Raw genomic sequence first — 21589 nt, forward strand, 5'->3', positions numbered from 1 at the left:
TGCGGCTGGCGTCAACGGTTCCCGCCGACGCCATGCAGGCGTGGCCGCTACATGGTCTGGGTGGGCTTGTCGGCGCTGAGGGTGCCGGCCAGCTGGGTCTCGATCTTGTTGCGGATGGTCTCGCCTTCGCTGTTGTCCGGCAATTGCACGCCGATGCCGGCGGTGCGGTTGCCCTGGGCGCCCATCGGGGTCACCCAGATCACCTTGCCGGCCACCGGCAGGCGCTCGCTGGAATCGGGCAGGGTCAGCAGCAGGAACACTTCGTCGCCCAGGAAATAGCGCTTGGGCGTGGGCACGAAGATGCCGCCGTTCTTCACGAACGGCATGTACGCGTTGTACAGCGCCGCCTTGTCCTTCACTGCCAGCGACAGGATGCCCTGCCGTCCGCTCGTCGCACTCATCGTTGTCCCCCTCTCCGGACCGGACGCTCGCCATCGCGCCAGGCCAACAACAGTTCCGCGATGGCCAGGTCGCCACGGACGGTGGTGCGCAGCAGGTCGCGGGTGCGATTGGCTGCGTCGAACCAGGTGGCCAGCTTGTGCAATCGCGCCGGGTCGGTCAAGCCGCCCTGCGAGGCCTGCGCCAGCGCCAGGTCGGCGGCATGGCCCAGACGTTGCTCGGCGAAGCCGTCGGCGCTCCAGCGCTGCGCCGCCTCGACCGTGCCCAGCTTGCCCGCGGCGACCTGCTCCAGGTCCGCGGCCACCTGCCGGCGCAGCTTCAAACCGTCCTCGCGCAGCCACTGCGCGGCCAACCCGGGATGGCCACGCGCGGCGGCCAGCGCCTCGCGTGCGGTCTTTTCCGGGAAATCCTGGGCCAGCAGCCAGGCGATCGCCTCGTCGGCCGGCGGCAGCTTGAATTCCAGGCGCTGGCAGCGGCTGCGGATGGTCGCCGGCAGCCGCGCCGGCTGCGCGCTGATCAGCCACAGGTAACGGCCGGGTTGCGGCTCTTCCAGGGTCTTGAGCAGGGCATTGCAGGCGGCGCGGTTGATCGCGTCGGCCGGGTCCACCACCACCACCTGGGCGATGCCGTACTGCGGGGTCAGCGCCAGCTTCTGCGAGATCTCGCGCACCTGTTCGATGACGATCTCGGTGCGCAGCTTGTCGCCGGTGCGGTTGGGAATGAACGAGACCAACTGCAGGTCGGGATGGGTGCCGGCGGCGATCAGCTGCGCGCTGCGCTGGTTCGCGGCCGGCTCGCCCTGGCCGAGCACGTGCGCGGCCAGCTTCAGCGCCACCGCGCGCTTGCCCAGGCCGTCCGGGCCGCAGATCAGCAGGCCATGGCCGAGCCGGCCGGCGTCGAGCGCGGCCACGGTCTGCTCGTAGGCGCGCTGCTGCCAGGGCGCGAACGGCAGCGCGTCGGTCGAAGCGGGGCTCATGGCGCGCGCTCCTGCTGCACCCAGGCAGCCAGCGCCGCGGCCACGTCGTGCGCCACCGCCTGCGGCGGCTGGCTGGCGTCGATGATGCGGAAGCGCTGCGGGTCCTGCGTGGCGCGTTGGCGGAAGCCGGCGCGCACGCGCTGGAAGAAATCGTCCTGCTCGCTCTCGATCCGGTCCGGCCACAGGTCGCGGCCGCTGGTGCGGGCGCGGCCGATCTGCACGTCCAGGTCCAGCAGCAGGGTCAGGCCGGGCTGCAGGCCGACCGCGCGCCGTTCCAGGTCGGCGATCCAGGCGCGGTCCAGACCGCGGCCCTCGCCCTGATAGGCGTAGCTGGAATCGGTGAAGCGGTCGCTGACCACGTAGGCGCCGCGCTGCAGCGCCGGGCGGATCACCTCGCGCACGTGCTGGGCGCGCGCGGCGAACACCAGCAGCAGTTCGGTCTCGGCGGCCAGCGGCTCGGCCGGCTGCAGCGCCGGCGCGTTGTTGAGCAGCAGTTCGCGGATGCGTTCGGCCAGCGGCGTGCCGCCTGGTTCGCGGGTCAGCACCACCTCGTGGCCCTGCGCCTGCAGCCAGTCGCGGATCGCGTTGATCGCGGTGGTCTTGCCGGCGCCCTCGCCGCCTTCCAGGCTGACGAAGCGATGGTGGCGCAGCACAGCGTCGCTCATGGCGTCACCGCCGCATCGCTGCGTGCCTGGCGCAAGCGCTGCAGATAGCGCGCCACCGCCGCGGTGTGCTCGGCATAGCTGGCGGAAAACGCGTGCGCGCCGCTGCCGTCGCCGACCGCGACAAAGTACAGGCTGTCGCCGGGTGCCGGATTGGTCGCCGCGCGCAGCGCGTCGCGGCCGGGCATGGCGATCGGGGTCGGCGGCAGGCCGCTGCGGGTGTAGGTGTTGTACGGCGTATCGGTTTCCAGGTCGCGCTTGCGGATGTTGCCGTCGTAGGCGCTGCCGATGCCGTAGATCACGGTCGGATCGGTCTGCAGCTTCATGCCCTGCTGCAGGCGGCGCGCGAACACGCCGGCGATCTGCGGGCGCTCGGCGGCCAGGCCGGTTTCCTTCTCCACGATCGAGGCCAGGGTCAACGCCTGCTCCGGCGATTGCAGCGGCAGGTCTTTGGCGCGCGCGTCCCAGGCCTCGGCCAGCGCCTTGTCCATGGCCGCATGGGCGCGCTGCAGCACGTCCAGGTCGCTGTCCTCGCGCTGGTACAGGTAGGTCTCCGGCAGGAAGCGGCCTTCCGGGTGTTGCCTGGGCTGGCCGAGCTTGGCCATCAGTTCGCTGTCGCTGAGGTCGGCGGTGGCGTGGCGCAGCGGCGTGGCCGCGTTCAGCGCCGAGCGCAGCTGGCGGATGTTCCAGCCTTCGACGATGGTGAAGCGGTAGTGGATCACCTGGCCCTTGCGCATGCGGTTCAACAGCTCGCGCGGGCTCAGCGCCGGCTGCAGCGCGTATTCGCCGACCTTGAGCTTGCCGGCGGCATCGAGCTGGCGCGCCAACAGTTGCCACTGCAGATTGCTGCCCTGGTCGATGCCGGCCGCGCGCAGCTTGCGCAGCACGCCGTTGAACGAATCGCCGCGCGCCACTTCCACGCTGGGCTGCGCCGCATGCAGCGGCTGGTCGGAGAAGGCGCGATAGCCCTGCCACCACCACGCGCCGGCCGCGGCGGCCAGCAGCGCCAGCGCCAGCACTGTCGCCAGCAGGGTCAGACACCCGCGTTTAGCCCAAGCCACGACCACCTCGAAGCGAATTCAACGGGGTGCAGGATACCGCGCGGCCGGCATCGGCCGGTATCGCGACCGCGCCGCTCACGGTTCCAGCGCGCGCAGCAGGCCGCGTGCCTTGGCCCGGGTCTCGTCGAGTTCGCGCTCGGGCTGCGAATCGACCACGATGCCGGCGCCGGTGCGGAAATGCGCCTGCGCGCCCTCCACTTCGGCGGTGCGGATCAGGATGTTCAGGTCCATGTCGCCGTCGCGGTTGAGCCAGCCGAACGCGCCGGTGTAGGCGCCGCGCGGGGTCTGCTCCAGTTCGGCAATGATCTGCATGCAGCGCACCTTGGGGCAGCCGGTGATGGTGCCGCCGGGGAAGGTGGCGCGGATCACGTCGCCAGGGCTGACCCCGGCACGCAGCCGACCGCGTACGTTGCTGACGATGTGGTGCACATGGGCATAGCTTTCCACCGTCATCAGCTCGTCGACCTCGACGCTGCCCGGCGCGCAGACCCGGCCCAGGTCGTTGCGCTCCAGGTCGATCAGCATCACGTGCTCGGCGCGCTCCTTGGGGTGCCCGACCAGCTCGCGGATGCGCGCGGCTTCGTCGTCGCCGGGCGCGCGCGGGCGGGTGCCGGCGATCGGCCGGGTCTCGACCACGTCGCCGCGCACCGACACCAGCCGCTCCGGCGAGGAACTGACCACCGCGCGGCCATGACTGGCGAACAGGCCGGCGAACGGCGCCGGATTGGCGCGGCGCAGCTGCGCGTACAACGCGGCCGGATCCAGCGCGGCGGCGAAGCGCGCCGACCAGCGCCGCGACAGGTTGACCTGGAACACGTCGCCGGCACGCAGGTAGTCGAGGATGCGGCGCACGCCGTCGACGAAGCGCTGCGGCGGGTCTTCGTCGATCGCCAGCGGCGCGGTCCAGGGCGGCAACGCGGCGGCCCCGGGCAGCGCCCGCAGATCGGCGAGCGCCACATCCAGCAGCCCCGCATGCGCGGTTTCCGCCAGCGCCACGCATTCGCCGCTGGCGTGGTCGCGCAGCAACGCGGCGGGACAGCGCAACGCGAGCGCTGTCGGTGTCGTCGCCTGCCCCTGCGGCAACTGCAGCACCGGTTCGACCTGCGCCGCCAGTTCGTAGTCCAGCAGCAGCGCCCAGCCACCGCGGAACGGCCAGCGTGGCGCGTCGCGTTCGCAGCGTTCGGCCTGCCACTGCGCATCCAGCGCAGCCAGGAAATCGCCTTCGACCACGGCGCCGTGCAGGTCGCGGGTGAGGCCATCGCGGTCCAGGCGCAGGCCCTCGCCGCTGGCGATCAGCAGCAGGTCCCAGCGGCCCTGCGCGGTGCCCGACGCCGCCGATTCCAGCAGCAACGGATAGCGCTGCGGCGCCAGGCGATGCAGCGCCAGCAGATCGGTATCGGCCGGCAGGGGAACGGTACGTAGCATCGGTGATCCGGTGGAAGATGGAGGTGATGCGGACGCAGGCGGCGCGGCGTCGCTCAGGCGCGAAGAATCGGCGTATCTGCAACTGCGCAGCGGTGGATGCATCCGCGGCGACGCAGCCGCGGGATCGCATCAACCGACCGATCCGATCGCGGCTGCGATTGCGCGGACGTGGATCGCCGCTGCGCCAGCGCAAACCCCCAGGCATCGGCGCTGCAAGTCCTCTCGCCCAAAGCTGGGCGGACGCGCCGCCCACCACAAGCGCCTTTCACACTAAAGAACGCGCTCGAATGGCCGGCGAAACGGGACGCTCTTGCCAATCCCGAATCCCCACTCCCCAATCCCGGCTCACTCAAATGCGCTTGAACACCAAGGTCCCATTGGTCCCGCCGAAGCCGAACCCATTGGACATCGCCACGTCGATCTTCTTCTCGCGCGCCACGTTCGGCACGTAGTCCAGGTCGCAGCCTTCGCCCGGCTCTTCCAGGTTGATCGTCGGCGGGATCACGCCGGCATGGATCGCCATCACCGAGAAGATCGCCTCGGCGCCGCCGGCCGCGCCGAGCAGGTGCCCGGTCATCGACTTGGTCGAACTGACCATGGTCTTGTAGGCGTGATCGCCCAGCGCGCGCTTCATCGCCAGCGTCTCGGCCAGATCGCCCAGCGGCGTGGAGGTGCCGTGCGCGTTGAGGTAATCGATCTGCTCGGGATTGAGCTTGGCGTCCTTCATCGCCGCGACCATGCTGCGCGCGGCGCCTTCGCCGTCCTCGCTCGGGGCGGTCATGTGGAAGGCGTCGGAACTGGCGCCGAAGCCGACCAGCTCGGCATAGATGCGCGCGCCGCGTGCCTTGGCGTGCTCGTACTCTTCCAGCACCAGCACGCCGGCGCCGTCGCCGAGCACGAAGCCGTCGCGCTGCTTGTCCCACGGCCGCGAGGCGGCGGCGGGATCGTCGTTGCGGGTGGACATCGCCTTCATCGAGCAGAAGCCGCCCACCGAGGTCGGCGAGGAGCCGCGCTCGGCGCCGCCGGCCAGCATCACGTCGGCGTCGCCGTGCTGGATCATGCGCATCGCGGTGCCGATGGAGTGGTTGGAGGTGGCGCAGGCCGAGACCGCCGAGAAGGTCGGACCCTTCAGGCCCTTGATCAGGCTCACCTGCCCCGGCAGCATGTTGATGATGGTGCTGGGAACGTAGAACGGCGAGATCTTGCGCGCGCCGCCCTCGTGGAATTTGATGGTCTGCTCCTCGATGCCGAGCAGGCCGCCGATGCCCGAGCCGAGGATCGCGCCGATGCGTTCGGCGTTGCTGTCGTCGATCACCAGGCCCGAATCGTCCAGCGCCATGAACGAGGCGCCGACGCCGTAATGGATGAACGAATCCATCTTGCGCGCGTCCTTGGACGAGATGAACTTGGTCGGATCGAAATCCTTGATCTCGCCGGCGATCTTGGTGGTGAACTGCGACGCATCGATCTGGGTGATCGGGCCGATGCCGGAACGCCCGTTGATGATGCCATCCCAACTGCTGGCCAGGTCATTGCCCAACGGCGATACCAGGCCCATGCCGGTTACGACGACGCGACGGCTCATTGCGAAATCTCCTCGCCGCGATGCGCGCGGCGTTGACGCTGTAAAAACACAGGGCCGCATGCGCGGCCCCATGGGATTGTCACGCGGACCGGACCCACGCAGGCGCCGATCGCGATCGAGAACGCAGCATCAGCTCTTGACGTGCGACTTGACGTAGTCGATGGCCTGCTGCACCGAGGTGATCTTCTCGGCTTCTTCGTCCGGAATTTCGCACTCGAACTCTTCTTCCAGCGCCATCACCAGCTCGACGGTGTCCAGCGAGTCGGCACCCAGGTCATCGACGAACGATGCGCTGTTGGTGACTTCTTCTTCCTTGACGCCGAGTTGCTCGACGACGATTTTCTTGACGCGTTCTTCGATGGTGCTCATTGGGATATCGCTCCAGATGGAGTAGTGGTGGTTCGAGTTTAGGATCCCCGCGCTTGGATGTGCGGTGCTCCTGTGAGGGACTCACAAAACGCCATCGGGCTGCGATGGCCGCGTTGGATAGTGTAGTGGAAACCGCCCGGCGCTTGCATCGCTGCACAAACGCCCATCGATCAGCCACTTAGGCGCGGTCCTTGCGCCGCAGGCTTACGGCATGTACATCCCGCCGTTCACATGCAGGGTCTCTCCGGTGATGTAGCCGGCCCCGGGGCCGACCAGGAACGCCACCGCGTTGGCGATGTCGGCCGGCTGGCCGAGCTGGCCGAGCGCGATCTGCTCGAGCAACGCGGTGCGTTGCGCCTCGGGCAGCGCCTTGGTCATGTCGGTGTCGATGAAGCCCGGCGCGACCACGTTGACGGTGATGCCGCGCGAGCCGATTTCCTTGGCCATCGACTTGGAGAAGGCGATGATCCCGGCCTTGGCCGCGGCATAGTTGGCCTGGCCCGGATTGCCGGTCACGCCGACCACCGAGGCGATGTTGACGATACGGCCCTTGCGCGCCTTCATCATGCCGCGCAGCACCGCCTTGGAGGTGCGGAACACGCTGGTCAGGTTGGTGTCGATGATCGTCTGCCAGTCCTCTTCCTTCATCCGCATCAGCAGGTTGTCGCGGGTGACGCCGGCGTTGTTGACCAGGATCGAGACCGCGCCGAAATCCTTGCCGATCGCCTCGATCAACGCCTCGACCGCGGCCGGGTCGGTGACGTCCAGCGCGCGGCCGTGGCCGCCGTGGGCGGCCAGTCGCTCACCGATCGCCTGCGCGCCGGAGGCGGAGGTGGCGGTGCCGACGACGGTGGCGCCCTGTGCGGCCAGGGTGTCGGCGATGGCCGCGCCGATGCCGCGGCTGGCGCCGGTGACGAGGGCGATCTCACCCTGCAATGGCTTGCTCATCTGCTGTTCCTTGGGGGAAGGACGGCGCGCGAGGCGCCGCGGGAAAGGAGACCGCCGCGGGCGTAGCCGCCCGTGCGCGGCAGCGGGATCAGGCGGCCCAAGTCTCGAGCGCGGTGGCGAAGTCGGCCGGCGTGGCCAGCGCGCGCGCGTCCAGCGCCTTGTCGATGCGCTTGATCAGCCCGGTCAACACCTTGCCCGGGCCGCATTCGGCCACGCGGGTGGCGCCGCGCGCGGCCAGCGCCTGCACGCAGCCGGTCCAGCGCACCGGCAGGTACAGCTGCTCGACCAGCGCCTGGCGGATCGCATCGACGCCGTCGTGCACCTGCGCATCCACGTTCTGCACCACCGGCAGTTGCGTCGCGTGCCAGGCCATGCCGCGCATCGCCTCGGCCAGGCGGTTGGCCGCCTCGCGCATCAGCGGCGTATGCGAGGGCACGCTGACCGCCAGCTTGACCGTCTTGCGCACGCCGCGCTCGGCGAGCAGCGCCAGCGCGCGGTCGACCGCCGCCGCGTCGCCGCCGATCACTACCTGGCCGGGCGAGTTGTAGTTGGCCGGCACCACCACCTGACTGCCGGCGGCCTGCGCGCAGACGTCCTCGACCAGCGCGTCCTCGGCGCCGATCACCGCGGCCATCGCGCCGACGCCGGCCGGGGCCGCGTCCTGCATCAGCTGGCCGCGCAGGCGCACCAGGTGCGCGCCGTCGCGCAGCGACAGCGCGCCGGCCGCGACCAGCGCGCTGTATTCGCCCAGGCTGTGCCCGGCCAGCAGCGCCGGACGCGCGCCGCCCTGGGCCAGCCACAGCCGCCACAGCGCCACGCTCGCCGCCAGCAGCGCCGGCTGGGTGTACTCGGTGCGGTTGAGCATTTCCTCGGGGCCGCCCTGGGTCAGCGCCCACAGGTCGACGCCGGCGCCGTCGGAGGCTTCGACGAAGCTGTCGCGCAGCTGCGGATGCAGTTCGGACAGTTCGGCCAGCATGCCCAGCGATTGCGAACCCTGGCCGGGGAAAACAAAGGCGAGTGTGGAATCGGTCACGCGGATGCGCCTGCAAAAATCGAGCGGCGATGATACGGGCGAAACCGGCCATGCGTCTGTACCCGGGCGTATGTGCGCCCGCCGCAGCCGTCACCCTGGCCGCCTGCGCGGCAGCCCTGGGTTAAGTGACCAAACAGGGCGAGCCGCAGCAGTGCGGCGCCGCCGCGGCGTGTCCGGCGCGCGGACGCCGCACCGGCGCCTGGTCCGCTTCGAGGCGTCCGGTCCTTCCGCCAGGCATGCTCAGTCGCGGTCGTGTGCACCGAGCGGGAACAACGCCCGATAAGGCCGCGCTTCGTCCACCGCGCGGGCGAACGACGGCCGTGCCAGCAGGCGTTTGCGGTAGGCCCCGACGTTCGCGAACGTCGCAGCGATCGGATGCGTCCAGTCCGCATAGAACAGGAACGGCGCCGCGGCGCAATCGGCCAGGGTGAACGCGTCGCCGGTAGCCCAGGTCCGGCCGGCCAGCGCCGTCTCCAGCCAGGCATAGGCCGTGTCGAGCAGGGCGCGGGCATCGGCGACCCCGCGCGGATCGCGCTCGCCTTCCGCCCGCAGCCGATCGGACACGATTTTCTGCTGCGGCGTGGAGATGTAGTTGTCGAAGAAGCGGTCCATGAAACGGACCTCGAGCGCCGCATCCGGATCGGATGGCAGCAGGCGCACCGGCCCCGGCTGGTGCAGGGCGAGATGTTCGATGATGACGGTCGATTCGGCGATCGTCCGTTCGCCGTCCACCAGCACCGGGAAGCGGCCGAAGGGCCAGCGCGCGGTCAGTTCGGCCATCGGCTGGGGGTGGTCGGGCGACAGCCGCCGGTACTCGAACGGCGTGCCGTTTTCGTACAGCGCGACCAGGACCTTCTGGCAATAGGACGAGAACGGATGGGCGTAGAGCTGCAGTGGCATCGTCGGTCACCTCGGACAGGACAGGAGCGCAGGCGTGTTGGCCTACGCTGTCCTACGACGACCATCGGCGGCAGGAATCGACATCCACAGAAGCGCTTCGCGCATTGCGAATACCCCTCTCCGGCGACGCATTGCCGGCGGCACGCGTTTCGCGGTGCAGCGGGCCATGCGCCCAAGCAGATGCAGCGGATGCCGAGGCAGGCGCGGCGCGCCAGGCTCCATGCGCCACACGGCCCGGCAGCCGTGTTCAGCGCCGACGAAGATGGGCGCTATCGCCACCGCATCGGGGCTCTGGAGCGAAGCGCCGCGCATGTCCGCAGCGCCGCGCCGCACGTGGCGCGCAGGCCAGGTGCAGCAGGAACCTGCAGGCTCAGTAGCGCAGCAGCGCCGAGCCCCAGGTGAAGCCGCCGCCGAAGGCTTCCAGCAGCAGCAGCTGGCCGCGCTGCACGCGGCCGGAACGCACCGCCACGTCCAGCGCCATCGGCACCGAGGCGGACGAGGTGTTGCCATGGATGTCCACCGTCACCACCACCTGCTCCATCGGCAGGTCCAGGCGCTTGGCGGTGGCTTCGATGATGCGCAGGTTGGCCTGGTGCGGGATCAGCCAGTCCAGGTCGTGCTTGTCCAGGCCGTTGGCCTCGAGGGTCTCGTCGACCACCGCGTCCAGCGCCTTGACCGCGTACTTGAACACCTCGCTGCCCTTCATCTGGATGCCGCCGGCAGAGGCGTCGCCGGTGCCGTCGCCGAGCCCGGTGGAGATGCCGACCGGATTCCACAGCAGTTCCTTCTTGCTGCCGTCGGCATGCAGATGGGTGCTGAGGATGCCAGTGTCGGCGTCGGCGCGCAGGACCACCGCGCCGGCGCCGTCGCCGAACAGCACGCAGGTGGTGCGCTCGGTCCAGTCGACGATGCGGCTCAGGGTCTCGGTGCCGATCACCAGCACGGTCTTGGCGTCGCCGCAGCGGATGAACTTGTCGGCCACGCTGAGCGCGTAGACGAAGCCCGAGCAGGCGGCGTTGACGTCCAGCGCGGCGCAACCGACCGCGCCCAGCCGCGCCTGGATCAGGCAGGCGGTGGACGGGAAGATCAGGTCCGGAGTGGTGGTGCCGACCACGATCATGTCCAGCGCGGCGACATCGATGCCGGCGGCGGCGATCGCCTGCAACGCGGCTTCGTAGCCGAGGTCGCCGGCGGTCTGGCCCGGCGCGGCGATGTGCCGCTCGCGAATGCCGGTCCGGGTGCGGATCCATTCGTCGCTGGTGTCGACCATCTGCGACAGATCGTCGTTGGTCAACACTTTTTCAGGCAAATAGCTACCGGTGCCCGCGATCCTGGAATAGATCCGCTTGCTCATGCTGATTCCTGTTGCCTGTTACGCAGGCCGCCCGCGCGGGCGCGGCCTGTGAAGATGGGTGACTCCGTCCGCCGCGGCGCGATGGACGGGCACGGATCAATCTTCTTCGACCTGCGAGGTCTTGGTGGCGATCACCTTCTTGCCGCGGTAGTAGCCGTCGGCGGTGATGTGGTGGCGCAGGTGGGTCTCGCCGCTGGTCGGGTCGGTCGACAGCTGCTTGGCGCTGAGGGCGTCGTGCGAACGGCGCTGGCCGCGGCGGGACGGGGTGACACGGGATTTCTGCACAGCCATGGGATTGCTCCAAACTCGGTTCGTTTACATCTGTCGTCATTACGTCGCGCAGGACGCGCGCGTCCGGCAACAACCTCAGGCAGCGTCCGGCGGGCCGGCCGCTACTGTTTCTTCAGCGCCGCCAACGCCGCGAACGGGTTGGCCTTGCTCACTTCTTCCTCGGTCGCCGGCCAGTCCTGTTCGACCGCCTCGCTTCCGGGCGCCACCGGCACCAACGGCACCGCCAGCACCAACTCGTCCTCGACCAGATCGGCGGGCCGCAGCTGGCCATCGTCGGGCACCAGCAAGGCCTCGTAATCCGGCGGCAGCGCGGCTTCCTCGTCCTCGCTACGGATCAGTCCCAGCCGCTGCACGGTCGAGACCGGCAGCAGGAAGCGCTGCAGGCTGCGCTGACAGATCAGCGGCAGCTCGGTTTCGAGCGTCAGTTCGACGTAGGACACTTGCAGTACAGCGTCGCGGCCGAATTCCATCGTGTAGCGGCATTCGCCTTCGGTATCGGCCAGGCTGCCTTGCAGACGGGTCATCGCCGAGAGCGGCAGGCGGTCTTCGAAGACCCTGCGCGCTGCGACCATCCGCCAGGCATCCAACAGTTCGGGCACGTTCGCGGACATAAGCCGCAGAATGTTAAGGACTAGGACCAGCGCTGTCAAACCGTCCCGTCATGCTGCTTGCCCGGCCGCGCGCAGCGCCGCAGACTGCCGGCCCCGGCGCCCGCGCCGCCTTGCCCGACCTCGCCGATGCCGCGCCTGATCCTGGCCTCCACCTCCGTCTACCGCCGCGAGCTGCTGCAGCGTCTGCGCCTGCCCTTCGACAGCGTCCGCCCACAGGTGGAGGAGACGCCGCTGCCGGGAGAAGCGCCGCTGGCGCTGGCGCAGCGCCTGGCGCGGGCCAAGGCCGCGGCGGTGGCCGCCGGCGCGCCCGATGCCTGGGTGATCGGCTCCGACCAGGTCGCCGAACTCGATGGCCAGCCGCTGGGCAAGCCCGGCCATGCCGAAGCCGCGCAGGCGCAGCTGGCGGCGATGTCCGGGCGCAGCGTGCACTTCCATACCGCGGTGTGCCTGCTGCGCGGCGCGCGCGCGCTGCAGCTGTGCGACCTGACCGAAGTGCGCTTTCGCGTGCTGCAGGCCGCGGAAATCGCCCGCTACGTCGCCGCCGAGCAGCCGCTGGACTGCGCCGGCAGCTTCAAGTGCGAAGGCCTGGGCATCAGCCTGTTCAGCGCGATCCACAGCCAGGACCCGACCGCGCTGGTCGGGCTGCCGTTGATCGGCCTGGCCGGGCTGCTGCGCGAGGCCGGCTACGTGCTGCCCTAGCCGGCGACGGCCGGCGTCAGCGCTGGCCGATCCGGCACCACTGGTAGGGGTAGCGCGCCTGCCCGACCCAGGACTCGTGGACCGCGCAGGTGTCCAACTGCAACGCCAGCCCGTAGCGGGCCAACTGCCGGTCGGCCAGGGCCAGCGCTTCGCGGTCGCCCGCGGCGATGTCGATGGCCCGTTCCGGCGACAGCGTCCACTGGCAGCGGCCATCGCGCTCGGTCACCGCCGCGCGCACCGGTCGATGCGCCAGGCGCCGCATCAACTGGCAGTCCGGCCCCCGGTCCAGGCCCAGCCGCGCAGCCAGCGCATTGAGCCGCTGCAAGCGCGCGACGTTGCGGTCCACCCTCGCCGGCAACAGCGCATAGCCCTGGCCGCGCGCGGCCAGCATCGCCCGCACGCGCTCGGCATAGGCCGGCGATTCGGGGAAATTGGACGCCACCGACGCATACGCCGCCTGCGCCGGCAGGAACGGGATGCGCCACGATTGCGGCACGTCGCCGACCAACAGCACCAGGCTGCGCGCCGGCTGCGGCATGCTCGGCGCCTGCACCCGGAACGCCGCGCGCGCCCAGCGCTCGTGGCCCCAGTCGCCCCAGCCGTGGAGGGCGACCAGCGCGCAGGCGATCAGCGCCCAACGCGCCGCCGGCGCGGCGACGCGTGCCGGCAGCAACCGCCGCAGCCCGACCCACAGCATCAGCGGCGCCAGCAACTCCGGCACCACCAGGTAGCGCTGGATGCTGAAGACCGACTGCCAGGCCAGGTAGGCGACCACGAAGAACACCAGCAGTGCGCGCCATGCCGGCGCGACCACGTCGCTGGCCGCCGCGGACCGGGGCGGCCGGCGCAGCGCGCACCGCAGCAGCGCGGCCAGGCCGACCAGGTACAGCAACGGCCAGACGATCTGCCGCAGGGCGACCTCGCTGACCCGGTTCGGCGCGAACGAGAAGTGCAGCGGCCAGCTCAGCCACTGCAGCCAGCCCTGCGGCAACCAGCGCGTATCGCTGAGCGCGACCGGCTGCGCCAACGGCGCCAGGAAGTGGCTGTTGAACTGAGGGAACAGCGGGTTGCCGAAGGTCTTCCACACGCCCAGCAACCATGGCCCGGCCAGGATCGCGAAACCGAGCACGGTGACCACGGTCAGCACCGCGGCGCCGCCCAGGCGCTGCCGCGGGCGCCCGCCCGCGACCAGCGCGGCGACGCCCAGCGCGAGCGCAAACAGCACATTGGTCAGCTTGCAGGCCAGCGCCAGGCCCAGCAACGCCCCGGCCAGCGCCCACCACGCCACCGCCACGCCCTGCCCGGCCGCCTGTTGCCGGCGCTGCGCGTGCAGCGCGGCCAGCACCGCGCCCAGCACCGGCAGCGCACTGCTGTTGTCGGCCATGCTGCCGGCGAACTCGGACAGGAACGCGGCGCTGCACATGCCGGCCAGGGCCAGCCATGGCGCCAGCCGCGCGCGGTCCAGGCGCGGATCCAGCACCTGCCAGACGATGCCGGCCAGCAGCAGGAACGCCAGTGCGTGCAGCGCGCCCATCGCGAAGCCCGCCAGCGGTGCCGGCAGGCCGGTCATCAGCGCGTAGTGCAGCACGTCCAGCAACGGATTGAAGTAGCTCTGCAGCTGCGCCGGCGCCAGGTCCACACCGAGGCGGCCATGCAGCGCGGCATAGCCGTTGTACAGGTGGTAATTGCGCAGATCCCAGTTGGCGTCCTGGCCCAGCAGCAGCGACAGCAGGCCGCCGAGCAGCGCCACCGCGATGCCGGCAGCGATCACGTTGCTGCGGTTGTGGAAGGCGAAACGGCGATCCAGCGCATGCAACAGGCGCCGGCGGCGGCTCGGACGCGGCACTGCGGCGCTTGCCGCACTCATGCCTTGTCGCCTTCGGCTGCGGGAGAGGTCGACGGCCCGCGCAACGGCAGCGCCGGGATCGCCAGATAGGCCAGGCGCTTGGCCTCGACCCGGCCGCGCGTGACCGTGTCCAGGATCAGCCCGCAGGCCAGCAACAGGAAGCCGAGCAGCATCAGCGCCGAACACAGGATCGCGGTCGGGAAGCGCGGCACCAGGCCGGTGTGCGCATAGGTGAGCACCAGCGGCACCGCCAGCCCCAGCGCCAGCGCCACGCAGGCGCCGAAGCCCAGCGAGAAGAACAGCAACGGCCGCTCGGCCTTGAACAGGCGCAGGATGGTCAGCAGGATCCGCGTGCCGTCGTGCCAGGTGCGCAGCTTGCTCTGCGAGCCTTGCGGCCGCGCGCCGTAGGCCGTGGCCACTTCCGCCACCGGCATGCGCAACTGCAGGGCGTGCACCGCCAGTTCGGTCTCGGTCTCGAAGCCGGCGGCATGGGCGGGAAACGACTTCACGTAGCGCCGCGAGAACACCCGGTAGCCGGACAGCATGTCGTCGAAGCTGCGGCCGAACAGGAAACTCACGCAGCGGGTCAGCAGCACGTTGCCGGCGCGGTGCCCGGCGCGATAGGCGGCGGCGGCGTCGCTGCGCCGCGCGCCGACCACCATGTCCAGGCCATCGCGTAGCAGGCGCTCGATCAGCGCCGGCGCCATCGTCGCGTCGTAGGTCGCATCGCCATCGACCAGCACGTACACGTCGGCCTCGACATCGGCGAACAGGCGCCGCACCACGTTGCCCTTGCCCTGCAATGCGACCTCGCGCACCTGCGCGCCGGCCGCGCGCGCGATCGCGATGGTGGCGTCGCTGGAATTGTTGTCGAACACGTGGATGCTCGCCGTCGGCAACTGCGCGGCGAAGGCGGCGACGACTTGGCCGATCGTGGCCGCTTCGTTGTGGCAGGGAACCAGCACCGCGATCCGTGGCATGGCCGCAGCGCGGGCGGCAGAAAGACTCGGCATGGGCGGCGGGCGGTCCTGGGCGGCGGGCGTGGAAAGGCGCGCCATGCTATCAGCGCCGGCGCAGTTCGATCGGCTGTTCCCACCAGTCCTCGACGCTGCCGTCGCGGCCATGCAGGCGCAGGCCGAGCCAATGCGTGCCCGGCGCCAGGCCGCTGGCATCGAGTTCGGCGCGGAAACCGACGTTGGGATGGCCCGGATCGGTGGAGATCTTCCAGAACGCGGTGATGTCGTAGCGCTCGCCGTAGCGCGCCTGCGCGGCCACCTTGCCATCGAGCAGCACCTCGACCCGGTCGATGCCCACGCCGTCCTTGAACGCCCAGCCGGACACTTCGAAATGGGGCGCGACCTTGTCGCCCACGCCCGGCGTGTTGAACCAGGCCATCGCCGGCGTCGTGCACGGCCCGGGCAGGCGCTGCGCCGGCAGCGCGAACAACAGGAAGCGCTGGCTGCCGTGATCGCTGGACACCACCTTCGGCGGCGGCAGCGGGCCGACCAGCTCGCACACCGCGTGATAGCGCTGCAGCAGCAGCCGGTATTTCATGTCGCTGGGCGACAGCACCAGCAGCCGCGGCCCATCGCGGCGGCCGTCGCTGAGCAGCCCCCACTGGCGCAACTGCGCGCTGCGCCCGTGCTTGTCGTTCAAGGCATGCGGCAGCACGTGGATATCGGCATCGCCCAGTTCGAACCCGAGCTCGGCACCGACCTTGAAGTTGTCGGCCAGCACCTGCGTGCCCGGCGGCATCGCCGCCAGTTCGCGGCGCACCGCCGAGGCCAGCGGTTTCCAGCCGGCGAAGTTGCGCGGGTAGTACTTGTCGCCGGCGGCATGCTCGCGCACCGACGGCACCGACACCGCCAGGTAATAGCCGAACGCGCCGACCAGGCCGATGCCGGTCAGCAGCCAGGTCGCGCGACGCAGCCGTTTCGGCCAGCCGTTGAGGATCACCGGCGCGGCGATCAGCAAGGCCAGATAGCCCGGCAACGGCCAATGGAAACTGATGCGCTCGGCATCGGTGAAGAAGCCGAGCAGAAAGATGCCCAGCGTGGACACGCCACCGAGCAGGCCGAAGTAACGCCATTGCACGCGCGCGCCGCCGCTGCCGCCGCCACGCGTGGCCACCAGCGCCACCTTCCACATCGCCACCGCCAGCAGCGGCGTGACCAACAGGCCCTGGATCAGCACGAAGGCGATGCCGCTGGGCTGGAAGCTCCATGGATGCCGATCGATCAACTGGAACTTGACCCCGGCCTCGCCATTGTCCGCATTCCAGGCCAGCAGCGGCAGCCAGGCGACGATGCCCATCGCCAGCGCCACCCACACCTGCGGATCGCGCAGCATGCGCCGGCCCTGCGGGATCAGCAGCAACGCGATCGCGCCGACCCCGATCACTCCGGCGAAGCGGTAGTGGCTCAGCGCGCCCAAGGCCAGGCCCAGCGCCAGTTCCACCGCGCTCATCGCATCGATCTGGCGCAGCAGCCGCGCGCTGGCGTCCATGCACAGGATCGTCGCCAGCGCCATCGGCACGTCCGGCAGCGCGAGGATGCCGAGCGTGCCCGACAGCGGCATCAGCAAGGTCAGGCTGCCGGCGCGCCAGCCGGCCACCGCGCCGAACCAGCGCGTGGCGATGCGCGCGATCAGCCACGGCATCGATGCCGACAGCAGCAGGAACGGCGCGCGCAGCGCCAACAGGTGTTCGCCGCCGAGCGCCACGCCCAGCCGCGCCAGCCACGCGGTCAGCCCGGGCAGATCCGAGTAGGCGGCGGCCAGGTGCTGGCCCTCCTGCCAGTAGAACGCCTCGTCGACGAACAACGGCAGGCGCGCGGCCGCCAGCAGCTTGGCCGCGGTCACCAGCACCCACAGCACCATGAAGGTGGTGCGTGCACGTTGTTCGCCTTGCATTGCCTTTAGACTCCCCTAAACCCGTTGCGAGAATGCGATGCCTACTCCGCCCCGCTTGCCTGAAATGCTAACCGATACGCTGCGCGAGGCGCTTGCGCAGGCCCAGCAGCAGGTCAATTCGCTGGTCCTGGGCAAGCCGCAACAGGTGCGCATGGCCTTTGTCGCGCTGCTGTCCGGCGGACATCTGCTGATCGAGGACCTGCCCGGACTCGGCAAGACCACGCTGGCGCATGCGCTGGCCGCGAGCCTGGGACTGAGCTTCCAGCGCGTGCAGTTCACCTCCGACCTGCTGCCGGCCGATGTGCTCGGCGTGTCGGTGTACGATGCGCAATCGCGCCAGTTCCAGTTCCATCCCGGTCCGGTGTTCACCCACGTGCTGCTCGCCGACGAGATCAACCGCGCGCCGCCGCGCACGCAGAGCGCGCTGCTGGAAGCGATGGCCGAACAGCAGGTCACGCTGGACGGCACGACGCATCCGCTGCCGGCGCCGTTCTTCGTCATCGCCACGCAGAATCCGGTGGACCTGTCGGGCACCTTCCCGCTGCCCGATTCGCAGCTGGATCGCTTCCTGCTGCGTCTGGCGCTGGGCTATCCAAGCGCCGAATCCGAACGCGCGCTGCTCAGCGGCAGCGACCGCCGCGACCTGATCGCGCAGGCGCGGCCGCTGCTCAGCGACACCGACATGGCCGCGCTGCGGCACGGCGTGGAACAGATCCACGCCAGCGAGGCGCTGGTCGGCTACGTGCAGGCGCTGCTCGCGCGCAGCCGCCAGCATCCGGGTGTGCGCGTGGGCCTGTCGCCACGCGCCGGCATCGCGCTGCTGCGCGCGGCCAAGGCGCACGCGCTGCTGCTGGGCCGTGCGCATGCGCTGCCGGAAGACGTGCAGGCGCTGTTCGTGGCGGTCGCCGAGCATCGCCTGGTGGCCGAACAGGAATCGGCCTCCGGGCAAGCGCTGGCCAAGGCGATCCTGCACAGCGTCGCGGTGGACTGAGCGGCATGCGCGCACGGCTGCGCGAGGGGCGGCAGGCGCTGGCACGGCTGGCGCGGCCGCGCGATCCCGAGCCGCTGCCGGTGCGGCTGGACCGGCGCCGGATCTACATCCTGCCCACGCCGTTCGGCGGCTTCCTGGCGCTGCTGCTCGGCGCGATGCTGCTCGGCGCGCTGAACTACAACAACAACCCTGCCCTGTTGCTGGCGATGCTGCTCGGCGCGGCCGCCATCGCCAGCGCGATCGCCGCCCACCTGCAGTTGTCGGGGCTGCGCCTGGACGCGCTGTCGGCAGACCCGGTCGCGGCCGGCACGCCGCTGCGGCTGCGCCTGGCGTTGGCCGCCGACGACGCCCGGCACCGCCGCGGCCTGCGCGTGGCCCATGCCGACCGGCACACCTACCTCGACCTGCACGGCGACGGCGCCGCCGAAGCCGACCTGGAACTGCCCACCGAACGCCGCGGCTGGCTCGACCTGCAGCGCATCCGCATTTCCACCACCCAGCCGCTGGGCCTGCTGCGCGCCTGGGCCTGGTTCTGGCCCGATGCGCCGCTGTTGGTCTATCCGCAACCCGAACACGACGGGCCGCCGCTGCCGCACGGCGACGGCACCCCGACCCAGACCCGCCTGCACGCGCTCGGCGAAGAGCTGCACCAATTGCGCCCGTACCGGGCCGGCGATGCGCCGCGCGCGATCTCCTGGAAGCACTCGGCGCGCCGCGACACGCTGCTGGTGCGCGAATACGAACGCCCGATCGGGGTGGACGTGGTACTGGACTGGCGCACCCTGGCGGCGCTGCCCTACGAGCGCCGCATCGCGCGGCTGGCGCGCTGGGTCAACGAGGCCGAGCGCGACGGCCGCCGCTACCGCCTGCTGCTGCCGGGGCAGCCGCCGCTGGGCCCGGGCCGCGGTCCGCAGCACCGGCACCTGTGCCTGCGCGCGCTGGCGCTGCTGCCGCATGGCTGAGCCGCGCTCGCCTGCGCTGCGCGACGGCAGCCGCCAGTGGGCGCTGGGGGCCGGCCTGCTGGCGCTGCTGCCGCTGCTGCTGCAGCTGCCCGGCGCACTGGCGCTGCTGTTCGCGGCGACCGCGCTGCTGATCGGCGCCAGCTCGGCCTGGCGACCGCTGCCGGCCGCGCTGCGCCTGCTGCTGGTGGCGGCGATGCTGGCGGCGATCTACTGGCAGGTCGGCATGCGCTTCGGCCGCGACACCGGCTGCGCCATGCTCGCGGCGATGCTGGCGATCAAACCGTCGGAACTGAAGACCCTGCGCGACGCGCGCAGCCTGCTCGGCTTCGCTCTGTTCGCGCCGTTCGCCGCGTTCCTGCTGGACCAGGGGCCGGTCACGATGCTGCTGGGGTTGGCCGCGGTGATCGCCGCGCTGCTGTGCATGCAGCGCCTGGCCGACCAGGAAGGGCACAGCGCCGCGCCGCCGCTGCGCGGCCAGCTGCGCGGCGTCGGCCGGCTGCTGGCGTTGGGCCTGCCGCTGGCGCTGGCCGCGTTCTGGCTGTTCCCGCGCCTGGGCTCGCCGCTGTGGGGCGTGCCCGAGCGCGCGCTGGCGAGGCCTGGCCTGTCGGACACGATGAGCCCGGGCCAGTGGCTGGACCTGATGGCCGACGACACCCCGGCGCTGCGCGTGCAGTTCTTCGGCCGCGTGCCGGCGCCGGCGCAGCGCTACTGGCGCGGGCCGGTGCTGTGGGATTTCGACGGCAGCACCTGGCGCACGCAACGCGGCAACGATTACCTGCCCGCGCCTGCGGTGCAGACCGGTGCGGCGACGTGGGACTACGAGATCGAGGTCGAGCCGACCGATCGCCGCCAACTGGTGGCGCTGGACCTGCCGCTGCAGGCACCGGAAGGCACCCGCATCTCCGCCGACTACGTCCTGCAGACCGAACGCCCGCTCGGCGCGCTGACCCGCTGGCGCCTGCGCTCGGCGCCGCCGCTGCGCTTCGAGGCCACGCTGGCGCCGGCGCAGCGCCAGCGCGCGCTGGCGCTGCCGCCCGGCTACAACCCACGCACCCTGGCGCTAGCCCGGCAATGGCGGCAGCAGGCCGGCGCCGACGACGCCGCGATCGTCGCCCGCGCGCTGCAGTGGATCCGCCGCGACTTCGCCTACACGCTGGAGACGCCGCTGCCCGGCCGCGACGGCGTGGACGAATTCCTGTTCCAGCAGAAGGCCGGATTCTGCCAACACTTCAGCTCCGCCTTCGTGGTGCTGATGCGCGGCGCCGGCATTCCCGCGCGCGTGGTCACCGGCTATGCCGGCGGCACCCGCAATCCGTTCGGCGGCTACTGGGTGGTGCGGCGCATGGACGCCCACGCCTGGGCCGAAGTGTGGTTGCCGCCGCGTGGCTGGGTGCGCGTGGACCCGACCGCCGCGGTCGCCCCGGAACGCATCTACGACACATTGGAAGACCGCCTCGGCGGCGCTGCCGACGCCCAGGGCGGCAGCGCCGACTGGCACCTGCGCGACGTCGGCGACTGGCTGCGCCGCGGCTGGAACGACCTGGTGCTGTCCTTCGACGCCAACCGCCAGCAGCGGCTGCTGAGCGACCTCGGCATCGCCAAGCTGGAGCCGGCGCAACTGGTCGCCCTGTTCGCCGGCTTCGCCGCGCTGCTGCTGGGCTGGATGGCGTGGCTGCTGGCGCGTGGCGAACGCGAGCGCGACCCGCTGCTGCGCGCCTGGCGTCGGTTGGGCCAGCGTTACGCCAGGCTCGGCCTGGGCCGCGAAGCGCACGAACCGGCGCTGGTGTGGGCGTCGCGTGTGCACCAGGTGATGGAGGCAAACGCGTTGCTTTCGCTCAGCCAGCGTTTCGCCGATTCGCGCTACGCTGGCGCTGATTCGGACAGGGCTTCATTGTTGCGCGACCTGCGCAGGCACCGTCCGCACACCGGAGCATCTCGATGAAGATCCGACTGCTGTTCCCCGTCCTGGCCGTTCTCGCCCTCGGCGCCTGTGCGACCGCACCCAAGCCGCTGCAAGGCCAATTCGCCACCGTCACCCCCCGCGACTCGGTCGCCGGCCAGCAGGTCGGCACCTCGGTACGCTGGGGCGGCAAGATCATCCAGACCAAGCCCGGCCAGGGCCAGACCTGCTTCCAGATGCTGTCGCGGCCGTTGAGCGCCAGCGGCCGTCCGGACAGCGACTCGGCCGACGCCAGCGACGGCCGCTTCATCGCCTGCCGCTCCGGCTTCTACGACCCGGCAGTGTTCGAACCCGGCCGCGAGGTGACCTTCATCGGCCACGTCGCCGGCTACGAGAGCACCCGCATCGGCGAATACGACTATCGCCTGCCCAAGATCGATGCCGACGTGGTCTACCTGTGGCCGGTGGTGCGCCAGGTCGACGTGGTCCCCGCCTACCCGTACGGTCCCTGGGGCCCGTGGGATCCGTGGGGCCCGCGCTGGGGCTGGGGCCGCGGCTGGTGGTAAGGCGTCCGATGGCACGCGTTGTGCCATGATGGAGAAGAAAACGCCGCTGAAAAGCGGCGTTTTCCGTTTGACCGGGAGCGCCGCGACGAATCGCGCGGCGG

Annotated in this window: 21 protein-coding genes; 5 read left to right on the forward strand and 16 right to left on the reverse strand. The window is 70.8% G+C overall.

The genetic code is table 11. The features are described from left to right. Positions 1-47: 47 nt before the first annotated feature. The 13 genes from AB3X08_RS16220 to AB3X08_RS16280 all read right to left on the reverse strand — a co-directional run bounded on the left by AB3X08_RS16220 (position 48) and on the right by AB3X08_RS16280 (position 11614). Positions 48-401: a PilZ domain-containing protein gene (locus tag AB3X08_RS16220; RefSeq protein ID WP_369933855.1), complete on the reverse strand. Its 354-nt coding sequence runs from the start codon at positions 399-401 to the stop codon at positions 48-50. Further along, entirely contained in the window at positions 398-1375 is a 978-nt protein-coding gene (locus tag AB3X08_RS16225) for a DNA polymerase III subunit delta' (RefSeq protein WP_369933856.1), read from the reverse strand. The genes AB3X08_RS16220 and AB3X08_RS16225 overlap by 4 nt, the downstream gene beginning before the upstream one ends. Further along, positions 1372-2040, reverse strand: coding sequence for a dTMP kinase (tmk, locus tag AB3X08_RS16230; RefSeq protein WP_369933857.1), 669 nt, complete (start codon positions 2038-2040; stop codon positions 1372-1374). The genes AB3X08_RS16225 and tmk overlap by 4 nt, the downstream gene beginning before the upstream one ends. Further along, on the reverse strand, positions 2037-3098 hold the full coding sequence (mltG, locus tag AB3X08_RS16235) for an endolytic transglycosylase MltG (protein WP_369933858.1): 1062 nt from the start codon (positions 3096-3098) through the stop codon (positions 2037-2039). The genes tmk and mltG overlap by 4 nt, the downstream gene beginning before the upstream one ends. Before the next feature lie 75 nt (positions 3099-3173). Continuing rightward, positions 3174-4523 carry an aminodeoxychorismate synthase component I gene (locus tag AB3X08_RS16240; RefSeq protein WP_369933859.1) on the reverse strand — a complete coding sequence of 450 codons (1350 nt, stop codon included), beginning with the start codon at positions 4521-4523 and terminating at the stop codon, positions 3174-3176. Positions 4524-4872: 349 nt separating this feature from the next. Further along, entirely contained in the window at positions 4873-6108 is a 1236-nt protein-coding gene (fabF, locus tag AB3X08_RS16245) for a beta-ketoacyl-ACP synthase II (RefSeq protein WP_369933860.1), read from the reverse strand. Between the two features lie 129 nt (positions 6109-6237). After that, positions 6238-6477 (reverse strand): acyl carrier protein, encoded by a 240-nt coding sequence (acpP, locus tag AB3X08_RS16250; protein ID WP_003468806.1) that lies wholly within the window; start codon positions 6475-6477, stop codon positions 6238-6240. Positions 6478-6681: 204 nt separating this feature from the next. Further along, complete coding sequence (gene fabG / locus AB3X08_RS16255) at positions 6682-7425, reverse strand: 3-oxoacyl-ACP reductase FabG (protein ID WP_369933861.1); 744 nt, start codon at positions 7423-7425, stop codon at positions 6682-6684. Between the two features lie 88 nt (positions 7426-7513). Beyond that, positions 7514-8458 carry an ACP S-malonyltransferase gene (gene fabD / locus AB3X08_RS16260; protein WP_369933862.1) on the reverse strand — a complete coding sequence of 315 codons (945 nt, stop codon included), beginning with the start codon at positions 8456-8458 and terminating at the stop codon, positions 7514-7516. A 240-nt stretch (positions 8459-8698) separates the two neighbouring features. Beyond that, positions 8699-9358, reverse strand: coding sequence for a glutathione S-transferase family protein (locus AB3X08_RS16265; RefSeq protein ID WP_369933863.1), 660 nt, complete (start codon positions 9356-9358; stop codon positions 8699-8701). A 370-nt stretch (positions 9359-9728) separates the two neighbouring features. Beyond that, complete coding sequence (locus AB3X08_RS16270; RefSeq protein WP_369933864.1) at positions 9729-10712, reverse strand: beta-ketoacyl-ACP synthase III; 984 nt, start codon at positions 10710-10712, stop codon at positions 9729-9731. A gap of 96 nt (positions 10713-10808) precedes the next feature. Next, the gene (gene rpmF, locus AB3X08_RS16275) at positions 10809-11003 is read right to left on the reverse strand and encodes a 50S ribosomal protein L32 (RefSeq protein ID WP_184411606.1); all 195 of its coding nucleotides are present in this window, start codon (positions 11001-11003) and stop codon (positions 10809-10811) included. 101 nt (positions 11004-11104) lie between these two features. Next, positions 11105-11614 (reverse strand): YceD family protein, encoded by a 510-nt coding sequence (locus tag AB3X08_RS16280; RefSeq protein ID WP_184411607.1) that lies wholly within the window; start codon positions 11612-11614, stop codon positions 11105-11107. Between the two features lie 126 nt (positions 11615-11740). Here AB3X08_RS16280 and AB3X08_RS16285 point away from each other — a divergent pair, with 126 nt between their 5' ends. Next, on the forward strand, positions 11741-12313 hold the full coding sequence (locus AB3X08_RS16285; RefSeq protein ID WP_369933866.1) for a Maf family nucleotide pyrophosphatase: 573 nt from the start codon (positions 11741-11743) through the stop codon (positions 12311-12313). A gap of 16 nt (positions 12314-12329) precedes the next feature. Here the strand turns inward: AB3X08_RS16285 and AB3X08_RS16290 are convergent, their stop codons facing one another. The 3 genes from AB3X08_RS16290 to AB3X08_RS16300 all read right to left on the reverse strand — a co-directional run bounded on the left by AB3X08_RS16290 (position 12330) and on the right by AB3X08_RS16300 (position 17069). Continuing rightward, positions 12330-14180, reverse strand: a complete 1851-nt coding sequence (locus tag AB3X08_RS16290) for a hypothetical protein (protein ID WP_369933867.1) — start codon at positions 14178-14180, stop codon at positions 12330-12332. Continuing rightward, positions 14177-15139 carry a glycosyltransferase family 2 protein gene (locus AB3X08_RS16295; protein ID WP_369933868.1) on the reverse strand — a complete coding sequence of 321 codons (963 nt, stop codon included), beginning with the start codon at positions 15137-15139 and terminating at the stop codon, positions 14177-14179. Before AB3X08_RS16295 ends, AB3X08_RS16290 begins: the two co-directional genes overlap by 4 nt. 82 nt (positions 15140-15221) lie before the next feature. Then, the gene (locus AB3X08_RS16300; RefSeq protein ID WP_369933869.1) at positions 15222-17069 is read right to left on the reverse strand and encodes an ArnT family glycosyltransferase; all 1848 of its coding nucleotides are present in this window, start codon (positions 17067-17069) and stop codon (positions 15222-15224) included. A gap of 37 nt (positions 17070-17106) precedes the next feature. Between AB3X08_RS16300 and AB3X08_RS16305 the strand changes: the two genes are divergently transcribed. Genes AB3X08_RS16305 through AB3X08_RS16320 form a run of 4 tightly spaced genes read left to right on the forward strand, consistent with a single transcriptional unit; the run spans position 17107 to position 21488 of the window. After that, positions 17107-18060 carry an AAA family ATPase gene (locus AB3X08_RS16305; RefSeq protein ID WP_369933870.1) on the forward strand — a complete coding sequence of 318 codons (954 nt, stop codon included), beginning with the start codon at positions 17107-17109 and terminating at the stop codon, positions 18058-18060. Between the two features lie 5 nt (positions 18061-18065). Continuing rightward, complete coding sequence (locus AB3X08_RS16310) at positions 18066-19022, forward strand: DUF58 domain-containing protein (protein ID WP_369933871.1); 957 nt, start codon at positions 18066-18068, stop codon at positions 19020-19022. Then, positions 19015-20964 carry a transglutaminaseTgpA domain-containing protein gene (locus AB3X08_RS16315; protein ID WP_369933872.1) on the forward strand — a complete coding sequence of 650 codons (1950 nt, stop codon included), beginning with the start codon at positions 19015-19017 and terminating at the stop codon, positions 20962-20964. The genes AB3X08_RS16310 and AB3X08_RS16315 overlap by 8 nt, the downstream gene beginning before the upstream one ends. After that, positions 20961-21488 (forward strand): Slp family lipoprotein, encoded by a 528-nt coding sequence (locus AB3X08_RS16320; RefSeq protein WP_179570652.1) that lies wholly within the window; start codon positions 20961-20963, stop codon positions 21486-21488. The genes AB3X08_RS16315 and AB3X08_RS16320 overlap by 4 nt, the downstream gene beginning before the upstream one ends. Positions 21489-21589: the final 101 nt, after the last annotated feature.

Source organism: Xanthomonas sp. DAR 34887 (genome assembly GCF_041245805.1).
Taxonomy (GTDB): Bacteria; Pseudomonadota; Gammaproteobacteria; order Xanthomonadales; family Xanthomonadaceae; genus Xanthomonas_A; species Xanthomonas_A tesorieronis.